The sequence below is a fragment of the Pseudomonas sp. FW305-3-2-15-C-LB1 genome, from assembly GCF_058787615.1.
The window spans coordinates 215651-239440 of the sequence record NZ_JBYSZX010000004.1 but is presented as its reverse complement, the minus strand read 5'-3'; the positions used below and the strand labels follow the sequence as shown (position 1 = coordinate 239440).

The window sequence follows — 23790 nt, the reverse complement described above, 5'->3', positions numbered from 1 at the left end:
TTGGCTCCTTATTTGCCCAGTTGTTCGGCGAGTTCCGCCGAGCGGCGCGCAGCGGCACCCAGTGCTTTTTCCACCAGGGCTTCAAAGCCCCCGGCCTGGAACGACTCGATGGCCGCCTGTGTGGTGCCGCCCGGCGAGGTCACGCGGCGGCGCAGCTCGGCGGCGTCCACATCGCTGGACACCGCCATGCGCGCAGCACCCAGGGCGGTCTGCTCGGCCAGTTGTTCGGCAATGTCCTTGGACAGGCCCAGCTTCACGCCGGCGGCGGTCATGGCTTCGATCAGCAGGAAGAAATACGCCGGGCCGCTGCCGGATACGGCGGTGACCGCGTCCAGTTGCTGCTCCTGTTCCAGCCACAGCGCGACGCCCACGGCGGACAGCAGTTCTTGCGCCTGGTCGCGTTGTTCGGCGCTCACTTGGGCGGTGGCGTACAAGCCGCTCACGCCCTGGCTGACCAGGGCTGGCGTGTTGGGCATGCAGCGCACGATCGGCTGTGCGCCGAGCCAGGTGTTCATGCTGGCGCAGGTGATGCCGGCCGCAATCGACACCACCAGCTGATGCGGCTGCAGGCTTGGGCGCAGGCTTTCGCACACCGCCTTCATGGCCTGCGGCTTCACTGCCAGCACGATCACGTCGACGCCCTGGATGGCCTCGGCGTTGTCGGCAAAGGTTTCAATACCGTGCTCGGCGCTGACGCGGGCACGGGTGTCTGCGCCCGGGTCGCTGGCGCGGATCTGCGCGGCATCCAGGCCCTTGGCCCGCAGGCCACCGATCAGGCTGGCCGCCATGTTACCGGCGCCGATAAAGGCTATACGCGTGTCTCTCATGACAGGTCCTTAGCTAAATGGAAGTCAGCCATTTCATGGCTGGCCGTAGTCGCGGGCGCCAAACAGGGCGGTACCGATCCGCACCCAGGTGGCGCCTTGGGCAATGGCCGACTCAAGGTCGTGGCTCATGCCCATGGAAAGTGTGTCCAGCGGCAGGTTCAAACTGGCTTGCAGCTCGCGCACGGTGGCGAAGGCTGCATCTTGCGCGGCGCGCTCTTCGGTCGGCTCGGGGATTGCCATCAGGCCACGCAGCTTCAGGCGCGGCAGGGCGCTGATAGAGTTGGCCAGGGCTGGCAGGTCGGCGGGTGTACAGCCGGACTTGCTGGCTTCGCCGCTGACGTTGACCTGAATGCAGATGTTCAGCGGTGGCAGGTCGGCCGGGCGTTGTTCGGACAAGCGTTGAGCGATTTTCAAGCGGTCCACGGAATGCACCCAAGCGAAGTTCTCGGCAATAGCGCGCGTCTTGTTCGATTGAATGGGGCCGATGAAGTGCCAACTCAAGGGCAGGTCGGTTAATTCGGCCTGTTTGCCCAGGGCTTCCTGCAGATAGTTCTCGCCAAAATCGTGCATCCCGGCGGCATAGGCTTCGCGCACGGCTTGCGCGGGTTTGGTCTTGCTCACGGCCAGCAGGTGGATGCTGCTTGCGTCACGTTGCACGGCGTCGGCTGCGGCGCGGATGCGCTGGCTAACCTGGCCGATGTTGTCTGCTATCGTCGACATTCAAGATGCGCCCGTGGATATGGAGTCCGCGGCATTCTACTGGAAATGGAAAGCCCTATGGATATCACTGAATTACTCACGGTCAGCGTGCGCCGTGGCGCCTCCGACCTGCATTTGTCCGCCGGACTGGCGCCGATGCTGCGGGTGGATGGGGAGGTCTGGCCGCTGGACGGCCCGGTGCTTTCACCCCCGCAAGTGGCCGACTTGTTGAGCCCATTGCTCAATCAGCACCAACAAAAGGATTTCGAAACATCTCTTGAAACGGATTTTGCCTTCGAACTGCCCGGTGTGGCGCGGTTCCGCGCCAATGTGTTCCGGCAGGAGCGGGGCATGGGCGCGGTGTTTCGCGCCGTACCGTCCGAGGTCCAGAGCCTGGAGCGCCTCGGCCTGGGGGAAGTGTTCCAGCGTATCGCCCAGCTGCCGCGCGGCCTGGTGCTGGTGACCGGCCCTACCGGCTCGGGCAAGTCCACTACCCTGGCGGCGATGATCGACTTTCTCAATCAGCATCGACGCCAGCACATCCTCACCCTTGAAGACCCCATCGAATTTATCCACACGCCGAACATGGCGTTGATCAATCAGCGCCAGGTGCACCGCGACACCCATAGCTTTTCGGTTGCCCTGCGCTCGGCGCTCAGGGAAGACCCGGATGTGATCCTGGTGGGTGAACTGCGCGACCTGGAAACCATCCGCCTGGCCCTGACGGCGGCTGAGACCGGGCACCTGGTATTCGGCACCTTGCATACCTCGTCGGCGGCAAAGACCGTGGATCGGCTGGTGGATGTGTTTCCGGCGGGGGAAAAGGCCATGGTCCGCTCGATGCTGTCGGAGTCGTTGCAGGCAGTAGTGTCCCAGGTGCTGGTGAAGAAGATCGGCGGGGGGCGGGTGGCGGCCCATGAAATCATGTTGGGTACGCCGGCTATTCGCAATCTGATCCGTGAGGACAAGGTGGCGCAGATGGTCTCGGCGATCCAGACGGGTGGGGCGCTGGGGATGAAGACGTTGGATATGAGCTTGAAGACGTTGGTCGGGGAGGGGGTGATCAGTCGGGAAGAGGCGCAGCAGAAGGCGAGGGTGCCTGGGGAAATATGAAGGTCCAAATGTGGCAGGGGCTTGCCCCCGATAGCAGTGGATCAGTTAGCTTATTTGTAGCTGATCCACGGTAATCGGGGGCAAGCCCCCTCCCACATTGTTCACCCACCGCACTCCAGCCTGGAATCAGCGCTGGACCACCCGCAGGTTGTTCTGCTCTTTGGGCAATACCCGCTTGGCAATCACGTAGTTCTTGTCCCAGAACGGTTTCTTCAGCGTGTCGATGCTGACCGCTTTGCCACGGCGTGGTGCGTGGATGAAACGGTCGTTGCCCAGGTAGATGGCAACGTGGTTCACCTGGCGGCTCTTCAATTTGAAGAACAGCAGGTCACCCGGTTTCAAGTCCTTGCGATCAACCTTCTGCCCGTGGCCGGCGGCCATGGCGTTGGAGGTGCGTGGCAAATCCACGGCGGCTACGTCGTTAAACGCATATTTCACCAAGCCGCTGCAGTCGAACCCTTTACTTGGGCTGCTGCCGCCCCAACGATAAGGAGTACCGAGCACGTTGACGGCACGGCTGAGCACGGTGCTGCTCTGCCTGGTGTTGACGCCTACCAGGCCGGCCGTTGCCTTGCCGTGGGCCTTGCTCAGTTGAGTCGGGCGGTTGACGGTCAGCTTGACCGACTTGGCGGTGCTTGGCGTGCTGTGGACTTTAGGGGTGAAACCGTTAACGTTGGGAAGTCGTTGCTCACGATTGGTGGCGTGGGCGGCCAGTGGCATTAATAGGCAAATGGTTAGCCATGTCTTGAAAAATGGTCGCATTAGGCGTGGCTCTTATGGGTTTGCGCGCAACTTTATAACAGCTTTTTGTGTCGTTCTCAGGCCGTTTGTCGACTGAACCTTGACGTCAAAATCAGGAAAAACGCGACGATTCGCCGCAATTGTCCTACACAAGTCAGGTGGCATAAGGCTTTCAGGGCAGGGAAGATACCATTTGCCGTACGTCGGGCGCCCGTAAAAAAGTCACAAAGAAAATGAAAAAATTTATCTATCGAGGCAAAAGAGGTACGCGATGAACACCTATCAGCAGATTGGCGAGCAGCAAGACACCCACAGCAAGGTCATCGGTTACCTGCTGTGGATTTTCGGTTTTACCGGGGCGCATCGCTTCTATTACGGCAAGCCGGTGACCGGAACGATCTGGTTTTTCACCTTTGGCTTGCTGGGTATCGGCTGGCTGATCGACCTGTTCCTGATCCCGGCCATGGACCGTGAAGCGGACCTGAGGTTTACCGCCGGACCCATCGAATACAACGTGGCCTGGATCCTGTTGGCGTTTCTCGGGGTATTTGGCGTGCACCGCATGTACCAGGGCAAATGGATCACCGGCCTGATCTACCTGCTGACCGGCGGTTTGTTCCTGGTTGGGGTGCTGTATGACTTCTGGACGTTGAATACGCAGATATCGATCCGCAATGCCGAGCGCAACAGCGGCCGCTGATCTTTAACTTCTGGTGGAGATCAACATGTGGGAGGGGGCTTGCCCCCGATAGCGGTGGATCAGTCAGCTTATCTGTAGCTGACCCACTGCAATCGGGGGCAAGCCCCCTCCCACATTGATCATGCCCACATTAGAGGTGGGATTTTTCAGGCCGGGTAGCTGATGCGGCCATCCACCAGGGTGTAACGCACCGTCGCCGGCAGGCTATGGCCGATGAACGGGCAGTTTTCACCTTTGGATAGCCATTGCTCCCCCGCAATCGTGGAACTGGCCGGATCAAAAAGCACCAGGTCCGCCGCCGAACCCACCGCCAACTTGCCCGCTGGCAGGCGCAAGGCCTCGGCCGGGCCGCGGCTCAGGCGTGCCAACAATGTCGGCAAGTCCAGCAACCCATCCTCTACCAACGTCATCGCCAGAGGCAGCAACAGTTCGACACTGCTGATGCCCGGCTCTGTCGCGCCAAACGGTGCCAGCTTGGCATCCCTCTCATGGGGCTGGTGATGGCTGGAAATCGCCGAGACCACACCGGATTTCACCGCCGCGCGCAAACCGTCGCGGTCAGCCAGGGTACGCAGTGGCGGTTGCACGTGGTACAGGCTGGAGAAGTCGATCAGCGCTTCGTCCGTCAGGATCAGCTGATAAAGCGCCACATCCGCTGTCACCGGCAAGCCACGGGCCTGGGCCTGGGCGATCAGGGCCACGCCCCGCGCGCTGGTCAGCTGGCTGAAGTGCGCGCGCACGCCGCTTTGTTCCACCAGCAGCAGGTCACGGGCCAGGGCCACGGTCTCGGCGGTTTCCGGGATGCCCGGCAGGCCGAGGAAGCTGGCCACGGCGCCTTCATGGGCCAGGCCGCCTTCGGCCAGGTCACGGTCCTGGGAATGGAAGATCACGGTAAGGTCGAAAGTCGCCGCGTATTCCAGGGCACGTAACAGCGTGCGGGTACTGCGAAAGCTATCCAGGCCGTTGCCGAAGGCCACGCAACCGGCGTCGCGCAGGGCGATCAGTTCGGCGAGTTGTTCGCCTTCCAGGCCTTTGCTCAAGGCGCCGATAGGGAACACTTTGCAGTTGCCGGCTTCACGGGCGCGGTCGAGGATCAGCTCGGTCACGGCCGAGGTGTCCAGCACCGGCCTGGTGTGCGGTGGGCAGCACAGGCTGGTTACCCCACCGGCTGCGGCAGCGCGGGTTTCGCTGGTGATATTGCCCTTGCGGCTGTAGCCCGGCTCGCGCAGGGCGACGTTCAGGTCAACCAGGCCAGGCGCGGCCACCAGGCCTTTGGCGTCGATCGTTTCGCTGGCGCTGAAGCCTGCGGGCGCGGCGCCAATGGCGATGAGCTTGCCGGCGTCCAGATGCAGATCGGTAACTTGATCCAGGCCACTGGCCGGATCGATGACGCGGGCGCCGAGGATGCTGAGCTTCACTGGGCGTTCTCCTGCTCGAATTGACGTTGCGCGGTTTGCCCGCTCATGGCCATGGACAGCACGGCCATGCGTACGGCGATGCCGTAGGTCACCTGGTTGAGGATCACCGACTGCGGACCGTCGGCCACCGCCGACTCAATCTCCACGCCACGGTTGATCGGGCCCGGGTGCATCACGATGGCATCCGGCTTGGCGCCGGCCAGGCGTGCGGTGGTCAGGCCGAACAAACGGTAGAACTCGCCTTCGCTCGGTAGCAGGCCACCGGCCATGCGCTCGCGTTGCAGGCGCAGCATGATCACCACGTCCACGTCCTTGAGGCCTGCGGCCATGTCGGTGTAGACCTTCACGCCGTACTGTTCGATACCGATGGGCAACAGGGTTTTCGGCGCAATCACGCGGATATCCGGGCAACCCAGGGCTTTGAGGGCCAGCATGTTCGAGCGCGCGACCCGCGAATGCAGGATGTCGCCGACGATGGCCACCGAGAGATTCTCAAAGCTGCCTTTGTGCCGACGAATGGTGAGCATGTCGAGCATGCCCTGGGTCGGGTGGGCGTGGCGGCCGTCACCGCCGTTGATGATCGCCACCTGCGGGCACACGTGTTCGGCGATGAAGTGCGCGGCGCCGGAGTCGCCGTGGCGTACCACGAACATGTCGGCGGCCATCGCTTCCAGGTTGCGCAGGGTGTCGAGCAGGGTCTCGCCCTTGCTTGCCGACGAGGTGGACACGTTCAGGGTGATCACATCGGCCGACAGCCGCTGGGCGGCCAGTTCAAAGGTGGTGCGGGTGCGGGTGGAGTTCTCGAAGAACACGTTGCAGATGGTTTTGCCGCGCAACAGCGGGACCTTCTTCACCGCCCGGCCACCGACTTCGAGGAACGAGTCGGCGGTGTCGAGGATTTCGGTGAGCAGTTCGCGGGGCAAACCGTCGAGCGACAAGAAGTGTCGCAACTGGCCCTGAGCATTGAGCTGCAGCGGGCGCTTGGCATCTAGAGGCGTCATCGCGGGGACTCTTTACAAGGCGGTTTAAAGGGCGAGGTCTTGCAGTTCGAGTACGAGCGGCGTGGGACCGAGCAATTTTACCCGTTGATGGGCTTCTAGCGACAGGGTGGCGCCGACCACATCCGGGCTGATCGGCAATTCGCCGGCGTCCAGGTCCAGCAGGCACACCAGGGTCACGCTGGCCGGGCGGCCATAGTCGAACAGTTCGTTCATGGCGGCACGGATGGTGCGACCGCTCATCAGCACGTCGTCGATCAGCACCAGGTGCTGGCCTTCGATCTCGAAAGGCAGGGCCGACGGACGCACTTGTGGGTGCAGGCCGTTCTGGCTGAAATCGTCGCGGTAAAAGGAGACGTCCAGGGTGCCCAGGGGCGAATCGCTGCCCAGTGCTTCCAACAACGCCTGGGCCACCCACACACCGCCGGTGCGAATACCGATGAAGCGCGGCTCGCTGATGTTGCGGTGTTGCAGATGGGCCGTGAGGCTGGTGGCCATCTGGCTGATCAGTTCGGCGGGGTTCGGCAGGCTCATGCAGGCTCCTTCAGGACCTGGCGCAGGCAAGGTCCGGGCTCAAACGTAAAAAGACGCGGCAAGCCGCGTCTGTCAGGATTCAAATAAAGCGGTGTTTTCATCCAGCCAACCCTGCAACAGCAGGGCGGCGGCGATGGCGTCTACCGGGTTGTCGCGGTAGCTGCCTTTCTGCCCGCCACGGTCGCGTCGCTCGCCTTTGGCTTCAAAGGTGGTGAGGCGTTCGTCGTGGGTATAGAAGGGCAGGTTGTAGCGGCCATTGAGGCGGCGGGCGAATTTTTCGGCACGCAGGCACATGTCGCTGGGGGTGCCGTCCATGTTCAGGGGCAGGCCGACCACGACCGCGTCGGGCTTCCACTCTTTGATGAGGGCTTCAACCTGGTTCCAGTCCGGCACGCCGTTCTGGGCTTTCAAGGTGCACAGCTCACGGGCCTGGCCGGTGATCACCTGGCCTACGGCTACGCCGATCTGTTTGGTGCCGTAGTCAAACCCGAGGATCAGACGCAAAGCCATCAGGCGTGTCCCGCCTGGCTGGTCAGCAGGTTGAGGTTGATCCCCAGCGTCGCCGCAGCTGCGTCCAGGCGCAGTTCACTGGCGGTATTGAACAGGATGTCGGCGTCGAACGGGCAGGTCAGCCAGGCATTGCTGGCCAGTTCGGCTTCCAATTGGCCGGCTTCCCACCCCGCGTAACCGAGGGTGATCACGCTTTGCTCAGGGCCCACGCCGTCGGCGATGGCGAACAACACGTCCTGGGAAGTGGACAGCGATACGCCGTCCAGATCGACCGTGGCCTGGAACTTCGGCCCGCTCGGGTGCAGTACAAACCCACGATCAGTCTGCACCGGCCCGCCGATGTAAATCGGCACGCCCTGGCACCGGGCCGGCGGGTCAAGCTCGGGGCGCAGTTGCTCAAGGATATCTGCCAGGTTCAGCTCTTGCGGGCGGTTGACCACCAACCCCATGGCACCATTGGCCGTGTGCTCGACGATGTAGGTCAAGGTCTGCGCAAAGTTCGGGTCGGCCATATGGGGCATGGCGATCAGGAATTGATGCTTGAGGTAGGTCGGGCTGACGTTTTTCATGTTCGATAGTGTGGCGGTGGAGGGGCGAACTGACAAGCTGGTGATGTGCCACAGCTGGTAATTGTCATCAATTGCTCGACAGCCGATCACCCTTGGCAAACTTCCAGGTGCGGATGATTTCCAGGCGGTCGACGTCGTTCAAATCGCCGCTGAACGGCGCAAAGGGCGCGGCCAGGCGCACGATGCGCTGGGCGGCCTGGTCCAGCAACGGCTGGCCGGACGACTCGAGCACCTGCACTTCATAGAGCGTGCCGTCGCGGTTGATTGACACCAATAGTCGCAAATTTCCGTAAATCTGCTGGCGTCGGGCTTCCTCAGGGTAATTGAGGTTACCGATACGCTCGACCTTCTTGCGCCACTCGTCTTTGTACCAGGCGCCTTTGTCGCGCATGGTCGATGCGGCGTTCAGCCGATAGATGCGCGGGCGCTTGGCGTACAGCTGCTGTTCGTTGGCCAGTTCGGCTTCGAGGCTGGAAATTTCGTCGGACAGGGTCGAACTGTCGAAAGTCGGCGCCGGTTTTACAGGCTCGGGCGTGGGTTCGGTCTTGGATTTTTCGCGCTGGGCCGGGGCTTTCTGAGGTTTGGGTGCGATGGTGGTCACGGCGGGCTTGGGCGCTGCCTGCTTGACCTCCGGCTTGGGCGCCGGTGGTGGGGTGACTTTGTTGACCTTGTTGTCCTGGAACGGCGCCACTTCGGTGGTCTTCGGCACGGCTTTCTTGTCGAGGGTGCCGCTGCCTTGCTGGTTGTCCTGGGCGAGAAAGTCAGCCTTCTCGGGCTTCTTTTCGCTCTTGAACGTGGCGAGGGTGATTTCCAGGGTCTGGGTGATTTGCTTGGGTTCGACCATGGTGAAACCCACGCCGAGGATCAGGGCCAAGTGAATCAACGCTGCCAGGAACAGGGTAAATCCGAGCCGATCAGCCGGGCGCACGCCGCTGTGGGAGAGTTCGGGGGGTAGCTCGGACGGGAGTGTCATGACAAAAAACCAACATCGCGCGTTTCACAGGTGGGGCATGATAGCGCAATGTTGGTGCGTGTCCGGCTGTTCTATATCACTTGGCTTGCAGCTTGCGCTCAATGGCGGCCATCAACATTTCGCCGATGTTCGTGCCAAATGCGTTGTCGATCTCGCGAATGCAGGTGGGGCTGGTGACGTTGATTTCGGTGAGGTTCTCGCCGATGACGTCCAGTCCCACGAACAGCAGGCCTTTTTCGCGCAGGGTCGGGCCAACCTGGGCGGCAATCCAGCGGTCCTTGTCCGATAGAGGGCGGGCTTCGCCACGACCACCGGCCGCCAGGTTGCCACGGGTCTCGCCGGCGGCCGGGATGCGCGCCAGGCAGTAGTCCACCGGCTCGCCGTCAATCATCAGGATGCGCTTGTCGCCGTCCTTGATCGCCGGCAGATAGGCCTGGCCCATGATCTGCTGGGTGCCCAGGGCGGTCAGGGTTTCCAGGATCACCGACAGGTTCGGGTCGCCGGCGCGGTGGCGGAAGATCGAGGTGCCGCCCATGCCGTCCAGCGGCTTGAGGATCACATCACCATGCTTGGCAGCGAACTCGCGCAGCACATCGGCGCGGCGGCTGACCACGGTCGGCGGTGTGCACTGTGGGAACAGGGTGGCGAACAGCTTTTCGTTGCAGTCGCGCAGGCTCTGCGGCTTGTTGACGATCAGCACGCCGGCGCGCTCGGCCTGCTCCAGCAGGTAGGTGGAGTAGACGAATTCCATGTCGAACGGCGGGTCCTTGCGCATCAGGATCACGTCCAGGTCGCTCAGTGGGCTGTCGATTTCGTCTTGCAGCTCGAACCACTTCTCAGGGTTGGCAAACACCTGCAGCGGGCGCATGCGTGCGCGGGCCTCGCCGTCACCCTGGTAAAGATCGCGCTGCTCCATATAGAACAAGGTCCAGCCGCGGGCCTGGGCGGCCAGGAGCATGGCCAGCGAGCTGTCCTTTTTATAGGAAATGCTGGCGATAGGGTCCATGACAATGCCGACGCGAACGCTCATGGGGGATTTCCTCTAGCAAATTAGGGCGCATAAAAGTGGCGTCAGAGTGGCGCTGCGGCTGTTGTGGGTCAAGGAAAAACCACCTGGCCGGTTGCTCGATAGATTGCGCCCGGAGACTGTGCTAAAAAGACTGCCACGGCGCAGCAGCCCTTGAATTCCAAGGCTTGCGGCGCTCATCCTGTGCAACATCAGGCAGTACACACCGAAAACCGATTCGCTGTGGCGATGGCAGAGCAGATATGGAACAGCATTCCAACGCCTTGAGAGTGATGGTGATCGACGATTCGAAGACGATCCGCCGCACCGCCGAGACCTTGTTGAAGAACACGGGGTGCGATGTCATCACGGCCATCGACGGTTTCGATGCCCTGGCCCGGATTGTGGATCATCACCCGCACATTATTTTTGTCGACATCATGATGCCGCGCCTGGATGGCTATCAGACCTGCGCGCTGGTGAAGAACAACCCGGCGTTCAAGTCGATCCCGGTGATCATGCTGTCGTCCAAGGACGGCTTGTTCGACAAGGCCAAGGGGCGCATCGTGGGTGTCGATCAGTTTTTGACCAAGCCTTTCAGCAAGGAAGAACTGCTGGGCGCGATCAAGGCCTACGTGCCAGGGTTCGCCGTAGTAGAACAAGCACACTGACGCCGCCTCACAAGGGCCGGCGTCCACCTATGTAGTGGGGAAAACCATGGCACGTGTTCTGATCGTCGACGATTCGCCGACCGAAATGTACAAACTGACCGGCATGCTGGAAAAGCACGGCCACCAGGTCCTCAAGGCTGAAAACGGTGCGGATGGCGTGGCCCTGGCCCGCCAGGAAAAACCCGACGCCGTCCTGATGGACATCGTGATGCCGGGCCTCAATGGCTTCCAGGCCACCCGCCAGCTGTCCAAGGAGCCAGAAACCAACGGCATCCCGATCATCATCATCACCACCAAGGACCAGGAAACCGACAAGATCTGGGGCGCACGCCAGGGCGCCAAGGACTACCTGACCAAGCCGGTGGATGAAGAAACCCTGATCGCCACCCTGAACAAGGTGCTGGCCGGCTGACGGTTCGCCATCATGACCGAGTCGCAAACCGCCTTTGAGCTGCTGCTGGACATCGACCGCCGCTGTCGCCTGTTGGCCGCCGACCTGCCGTCCCAGGAAACCCGCCTGCAACGCTGGAGCGGGATCGGCTTTCGCCTGGGGCAGCACTGGTATGTGGCGCCCATGGGCGAAGTTGCCGAAGTCCTGCATGAACCGCGCTGCACGCTGATGCCCGGGGTCAAGGCCTGGGTCAAGGGTGTGGCTAACCTGCGTGGGCGCTTGTTGCCGGTGATGGACCTGGGCGGGTTCCTCGGCCTCGAGCTGTCCAAGGCACGCAAACAGCGGCGCGTACTGGTGGTGGAATTCAACGATTTGTTTGTCGGGCTGCTGGTGGACGAGGTGGTGGGAATGCAGCATTTCGCACAAGACGCACTGCTGGCGAGTGCCGCCCCCGGCGCGCCGTTTATCCAGGGACGTTTCGAGGGCAGCCCGCAGTGGCAGGTCTTCAGCCCCTTCGCCCTGGCCCAGGCCCCAGGCTTCATGGATGTTGCCGCATGACCACCGTTACCCCGACAAAACCTCAGGCCGCGTCGCGCAGTCGTTCCCAGATCATTGTGCTGTTCATTGCACTGATCGTGTTCATCATGTTGCTGTTTGCCAACTTTGCGTACCTCAACACCCAGTCCACCTATGACAAGCAGTACATCGGCCACGCCGGTGAGTTGCGCGTGCTGTCCCAGCGCATTGCCAAGAACGCCACCGAAGCCGCCGCCGGCAAGGCTGCTGCGTTCAAGTTGCTGGGCGATGCGCGCAACGACTTCGCCCAGCGCTGGGGCTACCTGAAAAAAGGTGATCCGGAAACCGGCCTGCCGGCTGCGCCCAGTGCGGTACGTGCCGAAATGCGTGCGGTGCAGACCGACTGGGAAGCGCTGCTGAAAAACACCGACGCGATTCTCGCCAGTGAGCAGACCGTGCTGTCCTTGCACCAGGTCGCGGCGACCCTGGCGGAAACCGTTCCGCAGTTGCAGGTGGAGTCGGAAAAGGTCGTCGACATCCTCCTGCAACGCGGTGCCCCGGCCAGCCAGGTCGCCCTGGCCCAGCGCCAGTCGTTGCTGGCCGAGCGTATCCTGGGGGCGGTGAACACCGTACTGGCCGGCGACGAAACCGCCGTGCAGGCCGCCGACGCCTTTGGCCGCGATGCCAACCGTTTCGGCCAGGTGCTCAACGGCATGCTCCAGGGCAACCCCGGCCTGCGCATCACCCAGGTCGAAGACCGCGATGCCCGCGCGCGGCTGGCGGAAATCGCCGAGCTGTTCGAGTTTGTCTCCGGCTCGGTGGATGAAATTCTCGAAACCTCGCCGCAACTGTTCCAGGTGCGCGCTTCGGCGAGCAACATCTTCAACCTGTCACAAACCCTGCTCGATGAAGCCTCGCACCTGGCCACCGGTTTCGAAAACCTGGCCAGTGGCCGCAGTTTCGACACCATCGGCGGCTATGTACTGGGCCTGCTGGCGCTGACCTCGATCATCCTGATCGGCCTGGTGATGGTGCGCGAGACCAACCGCCAACTGCATGAAACCGCCGAGAAGAACGAGCGCAACCAGAACGCGATCATGCGCCTGCTGGATGAAATCGAAGACCTGGCCGACGGCGACCTCACCGTGACGGCCTCGGTGACCGAAGACTTCACCGGCACCATCGCCGACTCCATCAACTATTCCGTCGACCAGCTGCGCGATCTGGTTGCTACCATCAACCTCACCGCCGGGCAAGTCGCCGGTGCGGTGCAGGACACCCAGGCCACTGCCATGCACCTGGCCCAGGCCTCGGAGCACCAGGCCCAGCAGATCGCCGAAGCGTCCATGGCGATCAACCAGATGGCCCAGTCCATCGACCAGGTGTCAGCCAACGCCGCCGAATCGTCGGCGGTGGCGGAGCGCTCGGTGGAAATTGCCAACAAGGGCAACGAGGTGGTGCACAACACCATCCACGGCATGGACAACATTCGCGAACAGATCCAGGACACCGCCAAGCGCATCAAGCGCCTGGGCGAGTCGTCCCAGGAAATTGGCGATATCGTCAGCCTGATCGACGATATTGCCGAGCAGACCAACATCCTCGCCCTCAACGCAGCGATCCAGGCGAGCATGGCCGGGGACGCCGGGCGCGGCTTTGCAGTGGTGGCCGATGAAGTGCAACGCCTGGCCGAGCGTTCGTCGGCGGCGACGCGGCAGATTGAAACCCTGGTGCGGGCGATCCAGGCCGACACCAACGAAGCGGTCATTTCCATGGAGCAGACCACCACCGAAGTGGTGCGCGGCGCACGGTTGGCCCAGGATGCCGGGGTGGCGCTGGAAGAGATCGAAGGCGTGTCGAAAACCCTCGCAGCGTTGATCCAGAGCATCTCCAATGCGGCGCAGCAGCAGACGAGTTCGGCGGGGCAGATCTCCCTGACCATGAACGTGATCCAGCAGATCACCACCCAGACCTCTTCGGGCTCCACGGCCACCGCAGAAAGCATCGGCAACCTGGCGAAAATGGCCAGCCAGCTGCGCCGGTCGGTGTCGGGGTTCACCTTGCCAGCGGCTAAACAGGCTGATGATTGAAATGCACTACACATGTGGGAGGGGGCTTGCCCCCGATAGCAGTGGGTCAGTCACCCAATCTTTGACTGATGCACCGCCATCGGAGACAAGCCCCCTCCCACATGTGATCTCTATCTGTCTTGATATCTCGCACCACCAGCAACCCATGAATTCCAAGCGGAGCAGTTATGGTTGATCGGCACGACTACGTGGCCCTCGAATGGGTCAAGGGCGACATTGCCGAAACCCTGAAACAGGCCCGTTCGGCGCTCGATGCGTACGTCGAAACCTCAGACGGCGATGCCATCGGCGAGTGCCTGGCGTGTGTCCATCAAGTGCATGGCGCGCTGCAAATGGTCGAGTTCTATGGCGCAGCCCTGCTGGCCGAGGAAATCGAAGAGCTGGCGCAGGCCCTGCAAGCCGACCGCGTGAGCCAGCGCGACGAAAGCATCCGCCTGCTGCAACAGGCCCTCAACCAATTGCCGCTGTACCTGGACCGTGTGCACAGCGCCCGCCGCGACTTGCCGCTGGTGGTGTTGCCATTGCTCAACGACCTGCGCAGCGCGCGTGGTGAAAGCCTGCTGTCGGAGACCAGCCTGTTCAGCCCGCAACTGCTGAGCATCGCGCCGCTGCCTGATGAGGCCCTGGCCCAACGTGCCGTGCCCGACCTGAAAGAACAACTGCGCCAGTGGCACCAACTGCTGCAACAGGCCTTGGCCGGGTTGCTGCGCGAAGACCATGGTCCCAGCAACCTGGAAGACATGGCGCGGGTGTTCGCGCGCCTCGAAGCCTTGTGCCAGGGCGCGCCGTTGTTGCCATTGTGGCAAGTCACCTCGGCGCTGGTCGAAGGCATGCTCACCGGCGTGATCGCCAACAGTCCGGCGCTGCGCAGCCTGCTCAAGGCCAGCGACAGACAGCTCAAGCGCCTGCTGGCCCAGGGCATCGGCGGGATCAATCAGGCAGCGCCGGATGAACTGCTCAAAAGCCTGTTGTTTTACGTCGCCAAGGTCACTCGGCCGACGCCGCGCATGCAAAGCCTCAAGGAACGCTACGGCCTGGATGAGGCCTTGCCCGACAGCGCGGTGGTCGACGCCGAGCGCGCGCGCCTGGCCGGGCCGGACCGCAACGCCATGGGCTCGGTGCTGGGCGCGTTGTGCGAAGAGCTGGTGCGGGTCAAGGAGCGCCTCGACTTGTTCGTACGCAGCGACCGCCAGCACACCAGCGACCTGGATGCGCTGCTCGCACCGCTGCGGCAGATAGCCGACACCCTGGCGGTGCTGGGTTTCGGCCAGCCGCGCAAGGTCATCATCGATCAACTCGCCGTAGTACTGAGCCTGGCCCAAGGCCAGCGCGAGCCTAACGACGCTGTGCTGATGGACGTCGCCGGCGCCTTGCTCTACGTCGAAGCCACACTGGCCGGCATGGTCGGCACCGTCGAGCCGGAAAGCCGCGAAGAAAGCCGCCTGCCCACCACCGATCTGACCCAGATCCACCAATTGGTGATCCGCGAATCCTGCCAGTGCCTCAAGCAAGCCAAGGAACTGGTGATCGACTGCATTGAAGCCGACTGGGACCGCCAGCGCCTGGAGTCCCTGCCCGAGCTGCTGAGCCAGGTGCGTGGCGCCCTGGCGATGATCCCTTTGCCCCGTGCGGCGAGCCTGATGCGCGGATGCACGGATTACGTCGACGAACAGTTGATGGGCAGTGATGCGCCACCGTCCGAGATGCAATTGGCGCATTTCGCCGACGTGATCAGCAGCCTGGAGTATTACCTCGAGCGCATGCTCCAGGACCCCGATGCCGCAGGTGAGCGCGTGCTGGAGTTGGCCACTCAAGGCTTGGCGGCGCTGGGTTACCTGCCCGTCGAGAAACCCTGGCGCCAGGCGTTGGTTGCACCCGATGCCACACTGCCGGCCGAGCTTGCGCCGAGCCAATCGCAGTACGACGCCCTGGCCAGTCCGACGTCGCGCCTCAACCCGCCGGCCCTGCAACGCCCCGGCAGCCTGTTGCCGCCGCCCGCCGACGAGGAGCCCATCGACGACGAACTGCGCGAAGTCTTCCTCGAAGAGACCGACGAAGTCCTCGAGGTGCTGCACCGTCATCTGCCCAACAGCGCGGACAAAACCGCCCAGGGCGAAATGCGCCGCGCTTTCCACACCCTCAAGGGCAGCGGCCGCATGGTGCGCGCCCTGGTCTTGGCCGAGCTGGCCTGGGCCGTGGAAAACCTGCTCAACCGTGTGCTGGAGCGCAGCGTGGTGCTCGGCCCCGAGGTGCAACAGGTGCTGGATGAAGCGGTGGCCCTGTTGCCGGAATTGATTGCTGACTTTGCCATCGACGGCCAGCGCCAACGTGATGAAGTCGACGCCCTGGCCGCCCGCGCGCACGCCTTGGCCAGCGGTACACAAGTAGCGGCCGCCGAACCCCATGACCCGATGTTGCTGGAGATTTTCCGCAACGAAGCCCAGAGCCACCTGGACAGCCTCAACCACTTCCTGCAACAGGCCGCCGAGCATGTGCCGCTGCAAGTCAGCGATGAGCTGCAACGCGCCCTGCACACCCTCAAGGGCAGCGCCTACATGGCCGGCGTGCTGCCGATCGCCGAACTGGCGCGCCCGCTGGACCACCTGACCCGCGAGTACAAGGCCCACCGTCTGCCGCTGGACCTGGATGAAGTGGAGTTGCTGCTGGAAGCCGAAGGTCTGTTCCAGCGTGGGCTGCGCGACCTGGACAGTGATCCCTTGGCGCCGATCAACGGTGCAGAGGGCCTGATCAAGCGCACCCAAAGCCTGTTGGATCAGCAGCTTGAAGCGCTGCTCGACGTGCGCATCAAGCGCGATCCGCAGCTGATCGCCAACTTTCTGGCCCAAGGCATGGACATCCTGCTCGACGCCGAAAGCCTGCTGCGCCGCTGGCAGCAGCACCCCGGCGAGCGCCAGGAGCTGACTGCGCTGCTGGATGAACTGACCACCCTGGGCGAGGGAGCGCATGTTGCGGATCTGCACGCCATCGACGAACTCTGCGAAGCCCTTCTCGACCTCTATGGCGCGGTGGAGGAGAGCAGCCTGGCGGTGAGCGAGCGGTTCTTTCACGAGGCCGAGCAGGCCCATGAAGCACTGATCAGCATGCTCGACCAACTGGCCGCCGGCCAGGAAATCAGCCCGGCGCCGGCCCGTGTCGAGGCCTTGCGCGAGCTGCTCGATGAAGCCCTCGACCCGTCCGCCACCGGCTTGATCAAACGCGATGGCAGTCAAGTGCTGAGCATTGCCGAACTGGGCGCCGCTACCCAGCAGTTGGATCACGAAATCACGATGGACGACGAGATCGTCGAGATCTTTCTCGAAGAAGCCGTGGACATCCTCGACAGCGCCGGCCAGTCGCTCAAGCGCTGGTTGCTGGAACCTGACAACGCCGCGCCGTTGTCGTCGTTGCAGCGCGACCTGCACACCCTCAAGGGCGGTGCACGCATGGCCGAGATCGGCCCGATTGGCGACCTGGCCCATGAGTTGGAATGCCTGTACGAAGGGTTGGTGGACCGTCGCTACAGTTACTCCACCGAGCTCTCCCAGGTGCTGATGGCCAGCCATGAGCATCTGGCCTTGCAGCTTGAAGAGCTCCAGCATCACCAACCCTTGAGTGACAACGCCGAGTTGATCGCCAAGGTGCGGGCGTTGCGCCAAGGCAACGCGCCTGCCGCATCCGCCGCTGCGCCAGCAGCGTCGGGCGCCGACCCGGAATTGCTGGATATCTTCCTCGAAGAGGCGGCCGACATTCTCGACAGTTCCAGTGCAGCGCTGTCGCGCTGGCAGGCCGAGCCCGGCAACCGCCAGGAAGTGGAAACCCTGTTGCGCGACCTGCACACCCTCAAGGGCGGCGCGCGCATGGTCGAGATCACCCCCATTGGCGACCTGGCTCACGAACTGGAATTCCTCTACGAAGGCCTGTCTGCCGGCTTGCTCGCGCCGTCGCCTGAGCTGTTCGCGTTGCTGCAGGGCTGCCACGACCGCCTGGCGCAGATGATCGATGCCGTGGCGGACGGCTTGCCGGTCGGCTCGGTTGACAAGCTCATCGAGCGCATCAAAAGCCTGGTGCACCCAAACCAGGAGCCGGTGACGCCGGTGGCGTTGCCCGCAGGCAAGGCGGAGGCCGTGGTGGACCCGGCTGCCGACATGGTGAAGATCTCCGCCGAGCTGCTGGATGATCTGGTCAACCTGGCCGGTGAAACGTCTATTTTCCGCGGCCGTATCGAGCAGCAGGTCAACGACGCACGCATCGTCCTCACGGAAGTGGAAACCACTCTCTCACGCATGCGCGACCAGCTGCGGCGTCTCGACACCGAAACCCAGGGCCGCATCCTCAGCCGCCAGCAGGCCGAGGCCGAGCGCCTGGGCTACGAAGAATTCGACCCGCTGGAGATGGACCGCCATTCGCAGTTGCAGCAACTGTCCCGTGCGCTGTCCGAATCGGCCTCCGACCTGCTCGACCTCAAGGACACCCTTGAACGCCGCAACGAGGACGCTCATGGCCTGTTGCAACAACAGGCACGCATCAATACCGAGTTGCAGGAAGGCCTGATGCGCACGCGCATGGTGCCGTTCGAACGCATGCTGCCACGCCTCAAGCGCATCGTTCGGCAGGTGGCGGGCGAGTTGGGCAAGGACGTGGAATTCATCGTCGGCAACGCCGAAGGCGAGATGGACCGCAATGTGCTGGAACGCATGGCGGCGCCCCTGGAACACATGTTGCGCAATGCCGTCGACCACGGCCTGGAGTCCCGCGATGCGCGACTGCTGGCCGGCAAGCCGGAGAAAGGCCGCATCACCCTGGACCTGACCCACGAAGGCGGCGATATCGTCTTCGATATGCGCGACGACGGCGCCGGCGTGCCGCTGGAAGCCGTGCGGCGCAAGGCGATCAAGCGTGGCCTGCTCGGGGCGCATCAAGAGATGAGCGACCGCGACGTGTTGCAGTTCATCCTGCAGCCGGGGTTCTCCACGGCTGAAAAGATCACGCAGATTTCCGGGCGCGGCGTGGGCATGGACGTGGTGCATGAAGAGGTTCGCCAGCTCGGCGGCTCGATGGTCATTGACTCGACCCCGGGCGAGGGTGTGCATTTCCGCATTCGTTTGCCGTTCACCGTGTCGGTCAACCGTGCACTCATGGTGCAGTGCGCGGACGATCAATACGCGATCCCGCTCAACACCATCGAGGGCCTGGTGCGGGTGCTGCCCCATGAACTGGCCGGGCATTACCAGCAAGACCCGCCGTATTATGAATACGCCGGCCAGCGTTACGAACTGTTCTACCTGGGCGACCTGCTGCACACCGTCAGCCGCCCCAAACTGCTGGGCCAGTATCAACCGGTGCCGGTACTGCTGGTGCAGTGCAATGAACGGCACGTGGCCATCCATGTGGACGCCATGGCCGGCACGCGGGAGATTGTGGTCAAGGGCCTGGGGCCGCAGTTTGCCGGTGTGCAGGGCTTGTCTGGCGCGACGATCCTGGGCGATGGTCGCGTGGTGCTGATCATTGACCTGCTGGCGCATATCCGTGCGCGGCAACCCGCGCTGCCGGCCCAGCCGGTCAACGCGCCACTGATCCTCAACGACCCGCTGAAAAAGCGCCCGTTGCTGGTGCTGGTGGTGGACGACTCGGTTACCGTGCGCAAAGTTACCAGCCGCCTGCTGGAGCGCAACGGCATGAACGTGCTCACCGCGAAAGACGGCATCGATGCGCTGGCAGTGCTGGAAGAACATACACCGGACCTGATGCTGCTCGACATCGAAATGCCGCGCATGGACGGCTTCGAAGTCGCCACCCAAGTGCGCAACGACCCCCGGCTGATGCGCCTGCCGATCATCATGATCACCTCGCGCACCGGCCAGAAACACCGCGACCGCGCCATGGCCATCGGCGTCAACGACTACCTCGGCAAGCCGTACCAGGAATCGGTGCTGCTCGAAAGCATCGCCTACTGGAGCAAGTCCCATGCTTGACCACCGCACCAGCCAACTCACCGGCCTGCTGCTGCCCCTGGCCGATCGCCACCTGGTGCTGCCCAACGTCGCCATCGCCGAGCTGATCGACTTCCAGCGCGGCGAACCGGCCAGCGACGCGCCGCCGTGGTACTTGCGACAAGTGACCTGGCGCGACCGGCAGATCCCGCTGATCAGCTTCGAAGCGGTGTGCGGCGAAGCAAGCGTGACCGGCGAACGCTCGCGGATCGTGGTGCTGAATGCGCTGGGTGGGCGGCCGACGTTGAAGTTTATTGCGCTGGTGATCCAGGGGATTCCACGGTCGTACAAGCTCGACAGTGAGTTGAGCTACGTGGATGTGCCGCTGTGCCCGCTGGAGCTGGCGGCGGTGCAGGTGGGCGAGCATGTGGCGAAGGTGCCGGATTTGCTCGGCCTGGAGGCACTGCTGGTAGAGTCCGGCCTGGCCTGATCCCTCATTCTCAATCCCAGTGAATATCAAAATGTGGGAGGGGGCTTGCCCCCGATGGCTGACTGTCAGTTGATACTTCTATACCTGACCCACCGCAATCGGGGGCAAGCTCTGTCTTACATTTGATCCTCTGTGTTTGACAGGCCGTCGCGACCCAAACCGCCCAAAAATGTCGGAACTGAATGTTATTTGTGTAAGTAATTTCTTTAACTGGATTGGGCCGGTTTTCTGGCCTGAGTGGGATGCCAGGTTCGGCGCTTCCCTTTGCCAGTAAGGACACGCAAATGGCTGTGCCGTTAATGCCTCCCGGTGTTTCAATGTTTGAAAATATGGCGATTGCCAAGTGCAAGCGCATCCATCTCAGGCCGGGTTCGGCGTTTGCCTATTCTTGGTTTTATTCGCAGGTCAGAGCTGCAGGGCCGTGGAACTACAAGAAGCAAGGGCGTCAATACGAGGCTTTTGGTAATTTCAATTACGGTGCCACGGGCACGGTGTTAGGCATTCCCGATCATGTGTTACTGCGGGCTGCAGGAGTTGCTCAAACCATCGCCAAAACCACCCTGCCGGATTTTGGCTCATGGTGGGGAGATGATCCTTTTGGTGATGACCCGCGAGATCAATATTGGATAAGGAGAGGTATCGAGTATGCGATTTCACAAGGCTACTGAAGGCCTCATACCGATCCTGCGTAACTGCCTGCTGGTGGGCTGCCTGATTTATATCGCAGGCAGTTGGTTACTATCACCCGGAACACCGGATTTGGACGAAGTGGTGTTGAAGCATTCCTTGGGCAACGGCTCCTCGATCTATGGCGCGCGGGATGGCCAAGGCGGTGCAACGGTGGGCTTTTCATACCGCTACTACGTGCATAGGAACTTGAGTAACGATCGGGAAATACTCACCACATTGGTGTCGGCGCATCCTTTTCTGAAAACCAAGGAACCCAATGTTCAAGTGAGTGAGCATGAGGGCGTGCTTACATTGGATATTCAGGGGCGAGTGTACGAGTACAACAGCTATGCCCTCGAAGGTCTTGGCCCGATCAAGGTGGTGATGGGGCTGTGATGGACTGGGCTTCGGATTTTTCCTGCAAGATTTTGGGCTGTGCATGAACTTGTCGGGCGCGGACAGCGCGCCTAGTCTTCGTCCCGTCATCGCAAAAAACGGTGACACGGACGTGCAAGTCCGGTTACATGTCGGCGCACAAACGCCCATAGCCATTCAACGGGCGTTTTTTATGCCTGCTGTACTCGTTATGGCGGCTGTGCGTGGGAGATCCCTCGGGGTCTGCCGGGGTCCGATATGCCCGGTCTTGCACACCTGCGCACAGCTGCCACCTTAATTCGCGTGCAAGCGGAAGAGGGCAGTCTCCATCACATATCGGAGTTGTAGATCATGATCAAACCCACCCCCAATCCGCCCCTCTTCACCGTAAACCCTCACCAAGACACCGAAACCCTGCTGGTCAACGCCAGCGAAACCCTGTCTTCCCTCAACGCACTCACTTGCAACCTCGCCTTCGACCTGGACACCTCCCAGCGCGCAATCATGCTCGGCATCCAGCAAATGGCGGAGTTGGGGCAATTGCTGGTGGATCGTGCCCTGGAACAGATTTCCCCTTATCCAGCCGCTTAAAACTTGATCGTTCCCAAAAAGGGACCTATCGTTCCCTTTTTGGGACTCTTTGGCCGCTGCCATGCAAACCTTGCCGCTCAGCACCGCGCTCTTCACCGCTACCCAGCAAAAAGTGCTGGGTCTACTTTTCGGCAAGCCCGACCAAAGCTTCTTTACCAATGAAATTGCACGCTGGGCCCAGGTTGGCAAGGGTAGCCTTACGCGTGAACTGGAACGTTTGCAGTTGGCAGGCATCTTGAGTATGACGCGCCAGGGCAACCAGACCCATTACCAAGCAAATCCTCAATGCCCGATCTACTCGGAATTGTTAGCCATCGTGCGCAAGACCCTGAGCCTGGACGAGCCCTTGCGTAATGCACTGGCATCTTTCGCCGAGCAGATAACCTGGGCCTTTGTCTACGGTTCCATCGCCAAGGGCGAAGCACACTCATCCAGTGACATAGATCTCATGTTGATCGGCGAAAGCCTCAACTACAGTGAAGTCATGGAGCAGCTCATGCCGCTGGAAGAGCAGCTGGGCCGCACCATCAACCCGACGCTTTACACCCCTGAAGACTGGATCGGCAAATGGAATGCGGGGAACAGTTTTGTGCAGCGGGTCGTGCAGCAGGACAAGATCAATCTGATTGGGGGCAACCCCCTGGAATCCACGGATGGACAGCAAGGTAAACCTGGAGAATCTGCAACGTAGCGGCGGTTTGAAGGCTGAGCCGCCGGATCGCAAAGAGTGTGATGGGCTGATGCGTTCAGCCAGGGATCGGCTGAGGGATGCCGGCAACCCACAGTTATCATTCGCCAGTCGTTTCGACCTGGCTTACAACGCGGCTCATGCTATCGCCCTCACGGCCTTGCGCTTGCAGGGGTATCGCTCGGACAAACGCTATCTGGTGTTTCAATGCCTGGTTCACACCACAGGTGCCGGCAAGGTGCAGGTGAGGTTGTTGGCGCTGTGTCATGAGCGTCGGAACCTGGCGGAGTACGAAGGGTATATGGATGAGGACGAGCCGCTCTTAGCCCAGTTGATTGACAGCACGACCACGTTGCAGGGAAACGTGGAGGGCCTGTTGGCTGGATATCAGTGGGCATGACTCGATCAAAAATGTAGGAGAGGCGTCCTGGTGAATTGTGACGGGGTGCGGATCACTTGTTCCTTTCCCATCGTAAAGATCCCCACCCCACTGCCGATAGCCAAGGAAGTTTTTCGACAGAAGTATCGACGCAATGTGGCTTTTGGATGGGTTTGCCTGGCTGTACGACCTCAACCGGTTTACCGGCACGCTTCTGATGTGGTTTGGCGTGCTGGTGCTCACGGCAGCGGTGACCATGAACGTGCAGTCCAATCGTGGGAAGCTGTGGGGGTTCATGATTACCACCGCAGGCGCGGTGTTTATCCTGGTGTACCTCGAAAGCCTCAAGCTGGTCGGCGCCGATAAGGCTATCAAAGGCGTGGTGAGCAACTTTGTGGTCATGACCCTGGGCGGTCTTGGCTCGGGCCTGCTGGCGGTGGCGATAACCCAAGGACCCACCCCTGAAGAAGACAAACAGGCTCGAGGGTTTATCCGTGATCGTCTGCTGGACGCGCTTGAATACGCCTTTGTGTACGTCGCGATTTGCGCGTTCACCGTGTTCGCGGTGTGCTTGCCACTCAACCTGCTGGGCTGGCCTCCCGTCGACGAGCACGACTTGCTGAGCCTGCTGATGGTGTGCCTGGGTGCCCTGCTGGGTTACGCGATAACCTCCCGTCCCAATCGCTTGAGAAACTGGGAGCAACTGGGCGGCTGTGCGCTGGTGGCGCTGCTCTTGCTGCTGTCGCCGGTTTACGCCCAGGCGCTGTCGGGCCTGTGGGAGTGGAGTTGGGCGGCTGTGTTGGGGCTGCACGGTTTTGCCGCGTTGGCGTTGTTAAGAACCATATGGTTCCACCGCAGCGAATGGCACAGCACCTGAACGCCCGGGTTCATTGAGCCATCATTAATCCAGGC

Annotated in this window: 24 protein-coding genes; 14 read left to right on the top strand and 10 right to left on the bottom strand. The window is 61.9% G+C overall.

Going from position 1 to position 23790, the window contains the following annotated elements; translation table 11 throughout:
• Positions 1-8: 8 nt before the first annotated feature.
• Both proC and AC3WP7_RS10465 read right to left on the bottom strand, forming a co-directional pair.
• On the bottom strand, positions 9-827 hold the full coding sequence (gene proC, locus AC3WP7_RS10470; protein WP_093120628.1) for a pyrroline-5-carboxylate reductase: 819 nt from the start codon (positions 825-827) through the stop codon (positions 9-11).
• Between the two features lie 33 nt (positions 828-860).
• Positions 861-1547, bottom strand: coding sequence for a YggS family pyridoxal phosphate-dependent enzyme (locus AC3WP7_RS10465; protein ID WP_102591822.1), 687 nt, complete (start codon positions 1545-1547; stop codon positions 861-863).
• A gap of 57 nt (positions 1548-1604) precedes the next feature.
• On the opposite strand from AC3WP7_RS10465, the gene AC3WP7_RS10460 reads away from it, so the two are divergent.
• The gene (locus AC3WP7_RS10460) at positions 1605-2639 is read left to right on the top strand and encodes a type IV pilus twitching motility protein PilT (RefSeq protein ID WP_102591823.1); all 1035 of its coding nucleotides are present in this window, start codon (positions 1605-1607) and stop codon (positions 2637-2639) included.
• 126 nt (positions 2640-2765) lie between these two features.
• Here the strand turns inward: AC3WP7_RS10460 and AC3WP7_RS10455 are convergent, their stop codons facing one another.
• The gene (locus AC3WP7_RS10455; RefSeq protein ID WP_071490370.1) at positions 2766-3401 is read right to left on the bottom strand and encodes a C40 family peptidase; all 636 of its coding nucleotides are present in this window, start codon (positions 3399-3401) and stop codon (positions 2766-2768) included.
• A 268-nt stretch (positions 3402-3669) separates the two neighbouring features.
• Here AC3WP7_RS10455 and AC3WP7_RS10450 point away from each other — a divergent pair, with 268 nt between their 5' ends.
• Positions 3670-4080 carry an NINE protein gene (locus tag AC3WP7_RS10450; protein WP_162276412.1) on the top strand — a complete coding sequence of 137 codons (411 nt, stop codon included), beginning with the start codon at positions 3670-3672 and terminating at the stop codon, positions 4078-4080.
• A gap of 146 nt (positions 4081-4226) precedes the next feature.
• Here AC3WP7_RS10450 and AC3WP7_RS10445 read toward each other — a convergent pair whose 3' ends face one another.
• From AC3WP7_RS10445 to gshB, 7 genes are all read right to left on the bottom strand, one after another.
• On the bottom strand, positions 4227-5498 hold the full coding sequence (locus AC3WP7_RS10445; RefSeq protein ID WP_102591824.1) for a dihydroorotase: 1272 nt from the start codon (positions 5496-5498) through the stop codon (positions 4227-4229).
• On the bottom strand, positions 5495-6499 hold the full coding sequence (locus AC3WP7_RS10440) for an aspartate carbamoyltransferase catalytic subunit (RefSeq protein ID WP_058426561.1): 1005 nt from the start codon (positions 6497-6499) through the stop codon (positions 5495-5497). Before AC3WP7_RS10440 ends, AC3WP7_RS10445 begins: the two co-directional genes overlap by 4 nt.
• A gap of 24 nt (positions 6500-6523) precedes the next feature.
• A complete protein-coding gene (gene pyrR, locus AC3WP7_RS10435; protein ID WP_058426562.1) occupies positions 6524-7030 on the bottom strand; it encodes a bifunctional pyr operon transcriptional regulator/uracil phosphoribosyltransferase PyrR in 507 nt (168 codons plus the stop codon).
• Positions 7031-7102: 72 nt separating this feature from the next.
• Positions 7103-7540 carry a Holliday junction resolvase RuvX gene (ruvX, locus tag AC3WP7_RS10430; protein ID WP_003195067.1) on the bottom strand — a complete coding sequence of 146 codons (438 nt, stop codon included), beginning with the start codon at positions 7538-7540 and terminating at the stop codon, positions 7103-7105.
• Entirely contained in the window at positions 7540-8109 is a 570-nt protein-coding gene (locus AC3WP7_RS10425; RefSeq protein ID WP_071490368.1) for a YqgE/AlgH family protein, read from the bottom strand. The genes ruvX and AC3WP7_RS10425 overlap by 1 nt, the downstream gene beginning before the upstream one ends.
• 67 nt (positions 8110-8176) lie before the next feature.
• Entirely contained in the window at positions 8177-9082 is a 906-nt protein-coding gene (locus tag AC3WP7_RS10420; RefSeq protein ID WP_102591825.1) for an energy transducer TonB, read from the bottom strand.
• Positions 9083-9158: 76 nt separating this feature from the next.
• A complete protein-coding gene (gshB, locus tag AC3WP7_RS10415; protein WP_028618297.1) occupies positions 9159-10112 on the bottom strand; it encodes a glutathione synthase in 954 nt (317 codons plus the stop codon).
• A 239-nt stretch (positions 10113-10351) separates the two neighbouring features.
• Here gshB and pilG point away from each other — a divergent pair, with 239 nt between their 5' ends.
• The 12 genes from pilG to AC3WP7_RS10355 all read left to right on the top strand — a co-directional run bounded on the left by pilG (position 10352) and on the right by AC3WP7_RS10355 (position 23755).
• On the top strand, positions 10352-10759 hold the full coding sequence (pilG, locus tag AC3WP7_RS10410) for a twitching motility response regulator PilG (RefSeq protein ID WP_071490365.1): 408 nt from the start codon (positions 10352-10354) through the stop codon (positions 10757-10759).
• Between the two features lie 46 nt (positions 10760-10805).
• Complete coding sequence (gene pilH / locus AC3WP7_RS10405; RefSeq protein ID WP_014720320.1) at positions 10806-11171, top strand: twitching motility response regulator PilH; 366 nt, start codon at positions 10806-10808, stop codon at positions 11169-11171.
• Positions 11172-11183: 12 nt separating this feature from the next.
• A complete protein-coding gene (locus AC3WP7_RS10400) occupies positions 11184-11708 on the top strand; it encodes a chemotaxis protein CheW (protein ID WP_093120641.1) in 525 nt (174 codons plus the stop codon).
• Positions 11705-13756, top strand: coding sequence for a methyl-accepting chemotaxis protein (locus tag AC3WP7_RS10395; protein WP_102591826.1), 2052 nt, complete (start codon positions 11705-11707; stop codon positions 13754-13756). Before AC3WP7_RS10400 ends, AC3WP7_RS10395 begins: the two co-directional genes overlap by 4 nt.
• A 167-nt stretch (positions 13757-13923) precedes the next feature.
• Positions 13924-19728, top strand: coding sequence for an Hpt domain-containing protein (locus AC3WP7_RS10390; protein ID WP_102591827.1), 5805 nt, complete (start codon positions 13924-13926; stop codon positions 19726-19728).
• The gene (locus AC3WP7_RS10385; protein ID WP_058426570.1) at positions 19721-20176 is read left to right on the top strand and encodes a chemotaxis protein CheW; all 456 of its coding nucleotides are present in this window, start codon (positions 19721-19723) and stop codon (positions 20174-20176) included. The genes AC3WP7_RS10390 and AC3WP7_RS10385 overlap by 8 nt, the downstream gene beginning before the upstream one ends.
• Positions 20177-20460: 284 nt before the next feature.
• A complete protein-coding gene (locus AC3WP7_RS10380; protein WP_081049329.1) occupies positions 20461-20844 on the top strand; it encodes a polymorphic toxin type 44 domain-containing protein in 384 nt (127 codons plus the stop codon).
• A complete protein-coding gene (locus tag AC3WP7_RS10375) occupies positions 20822-21241 on the top strand; it encodes a hypothetical protein (RefSeq protein WP_058426571.1) in 420 nt (139 codons plus the stop codon). Before AC3WP7_RS10380 ends, AC3WP7_RS10375 begins: the two co-directional genes overlap by 23 nt.
• A 330-nt stretch (positions 21242-21571) precedes the next feature.
• Positions 21572-21811 carry a DUF6124 family protein gene (locus AC3WP7_RS10370; RefSeq protein WP_092241997.1) on the top strand — a complete coding sequence of 80 codons (240 nt, stop codon included), beginning with the start codon at positions 21572-21574 and terminating at the stop codon, positions 21809-21811.
• A gap of 61 nt (positions 21812-21872) precedes the next feature.
• The gene (locus tag AC3WP7_RS10365) at positions 21873-22502 is read left to right on the top strand and encodes a nucleotidyltransferase domain-containing protein (protein ID WP_092242000.1); all 630 of its coding nucleotides are present in this window, start codon (positions 21873-21875) and stop codon (positions 22500-22502) included.
• Entirely contained in the window at positions 22465-22899 is a 435-nt protein-coding gene (locus tag AC3WP7_RS10360; protein WP_092242400.1) for a hypothetical protein, read from the top strand. Before AC3WP7_RS10365 ends, AC3WP7_RS10360 begins: the two co-directional genes overlap by 38 nt.
• Before the next feature lie 133 nt (positions 22900-23032).
• Complete coding sequence (locus AC3WP7_RS10355) at positions 23033-23755, top strand: hypothetical protein (protein ID WP_092242003.1); 723 nt, start codon at positions 23033-23035, stop codon at positions 23753-23755.
• Positions 23756-23790: the final 35 nt, after the last annotated feature.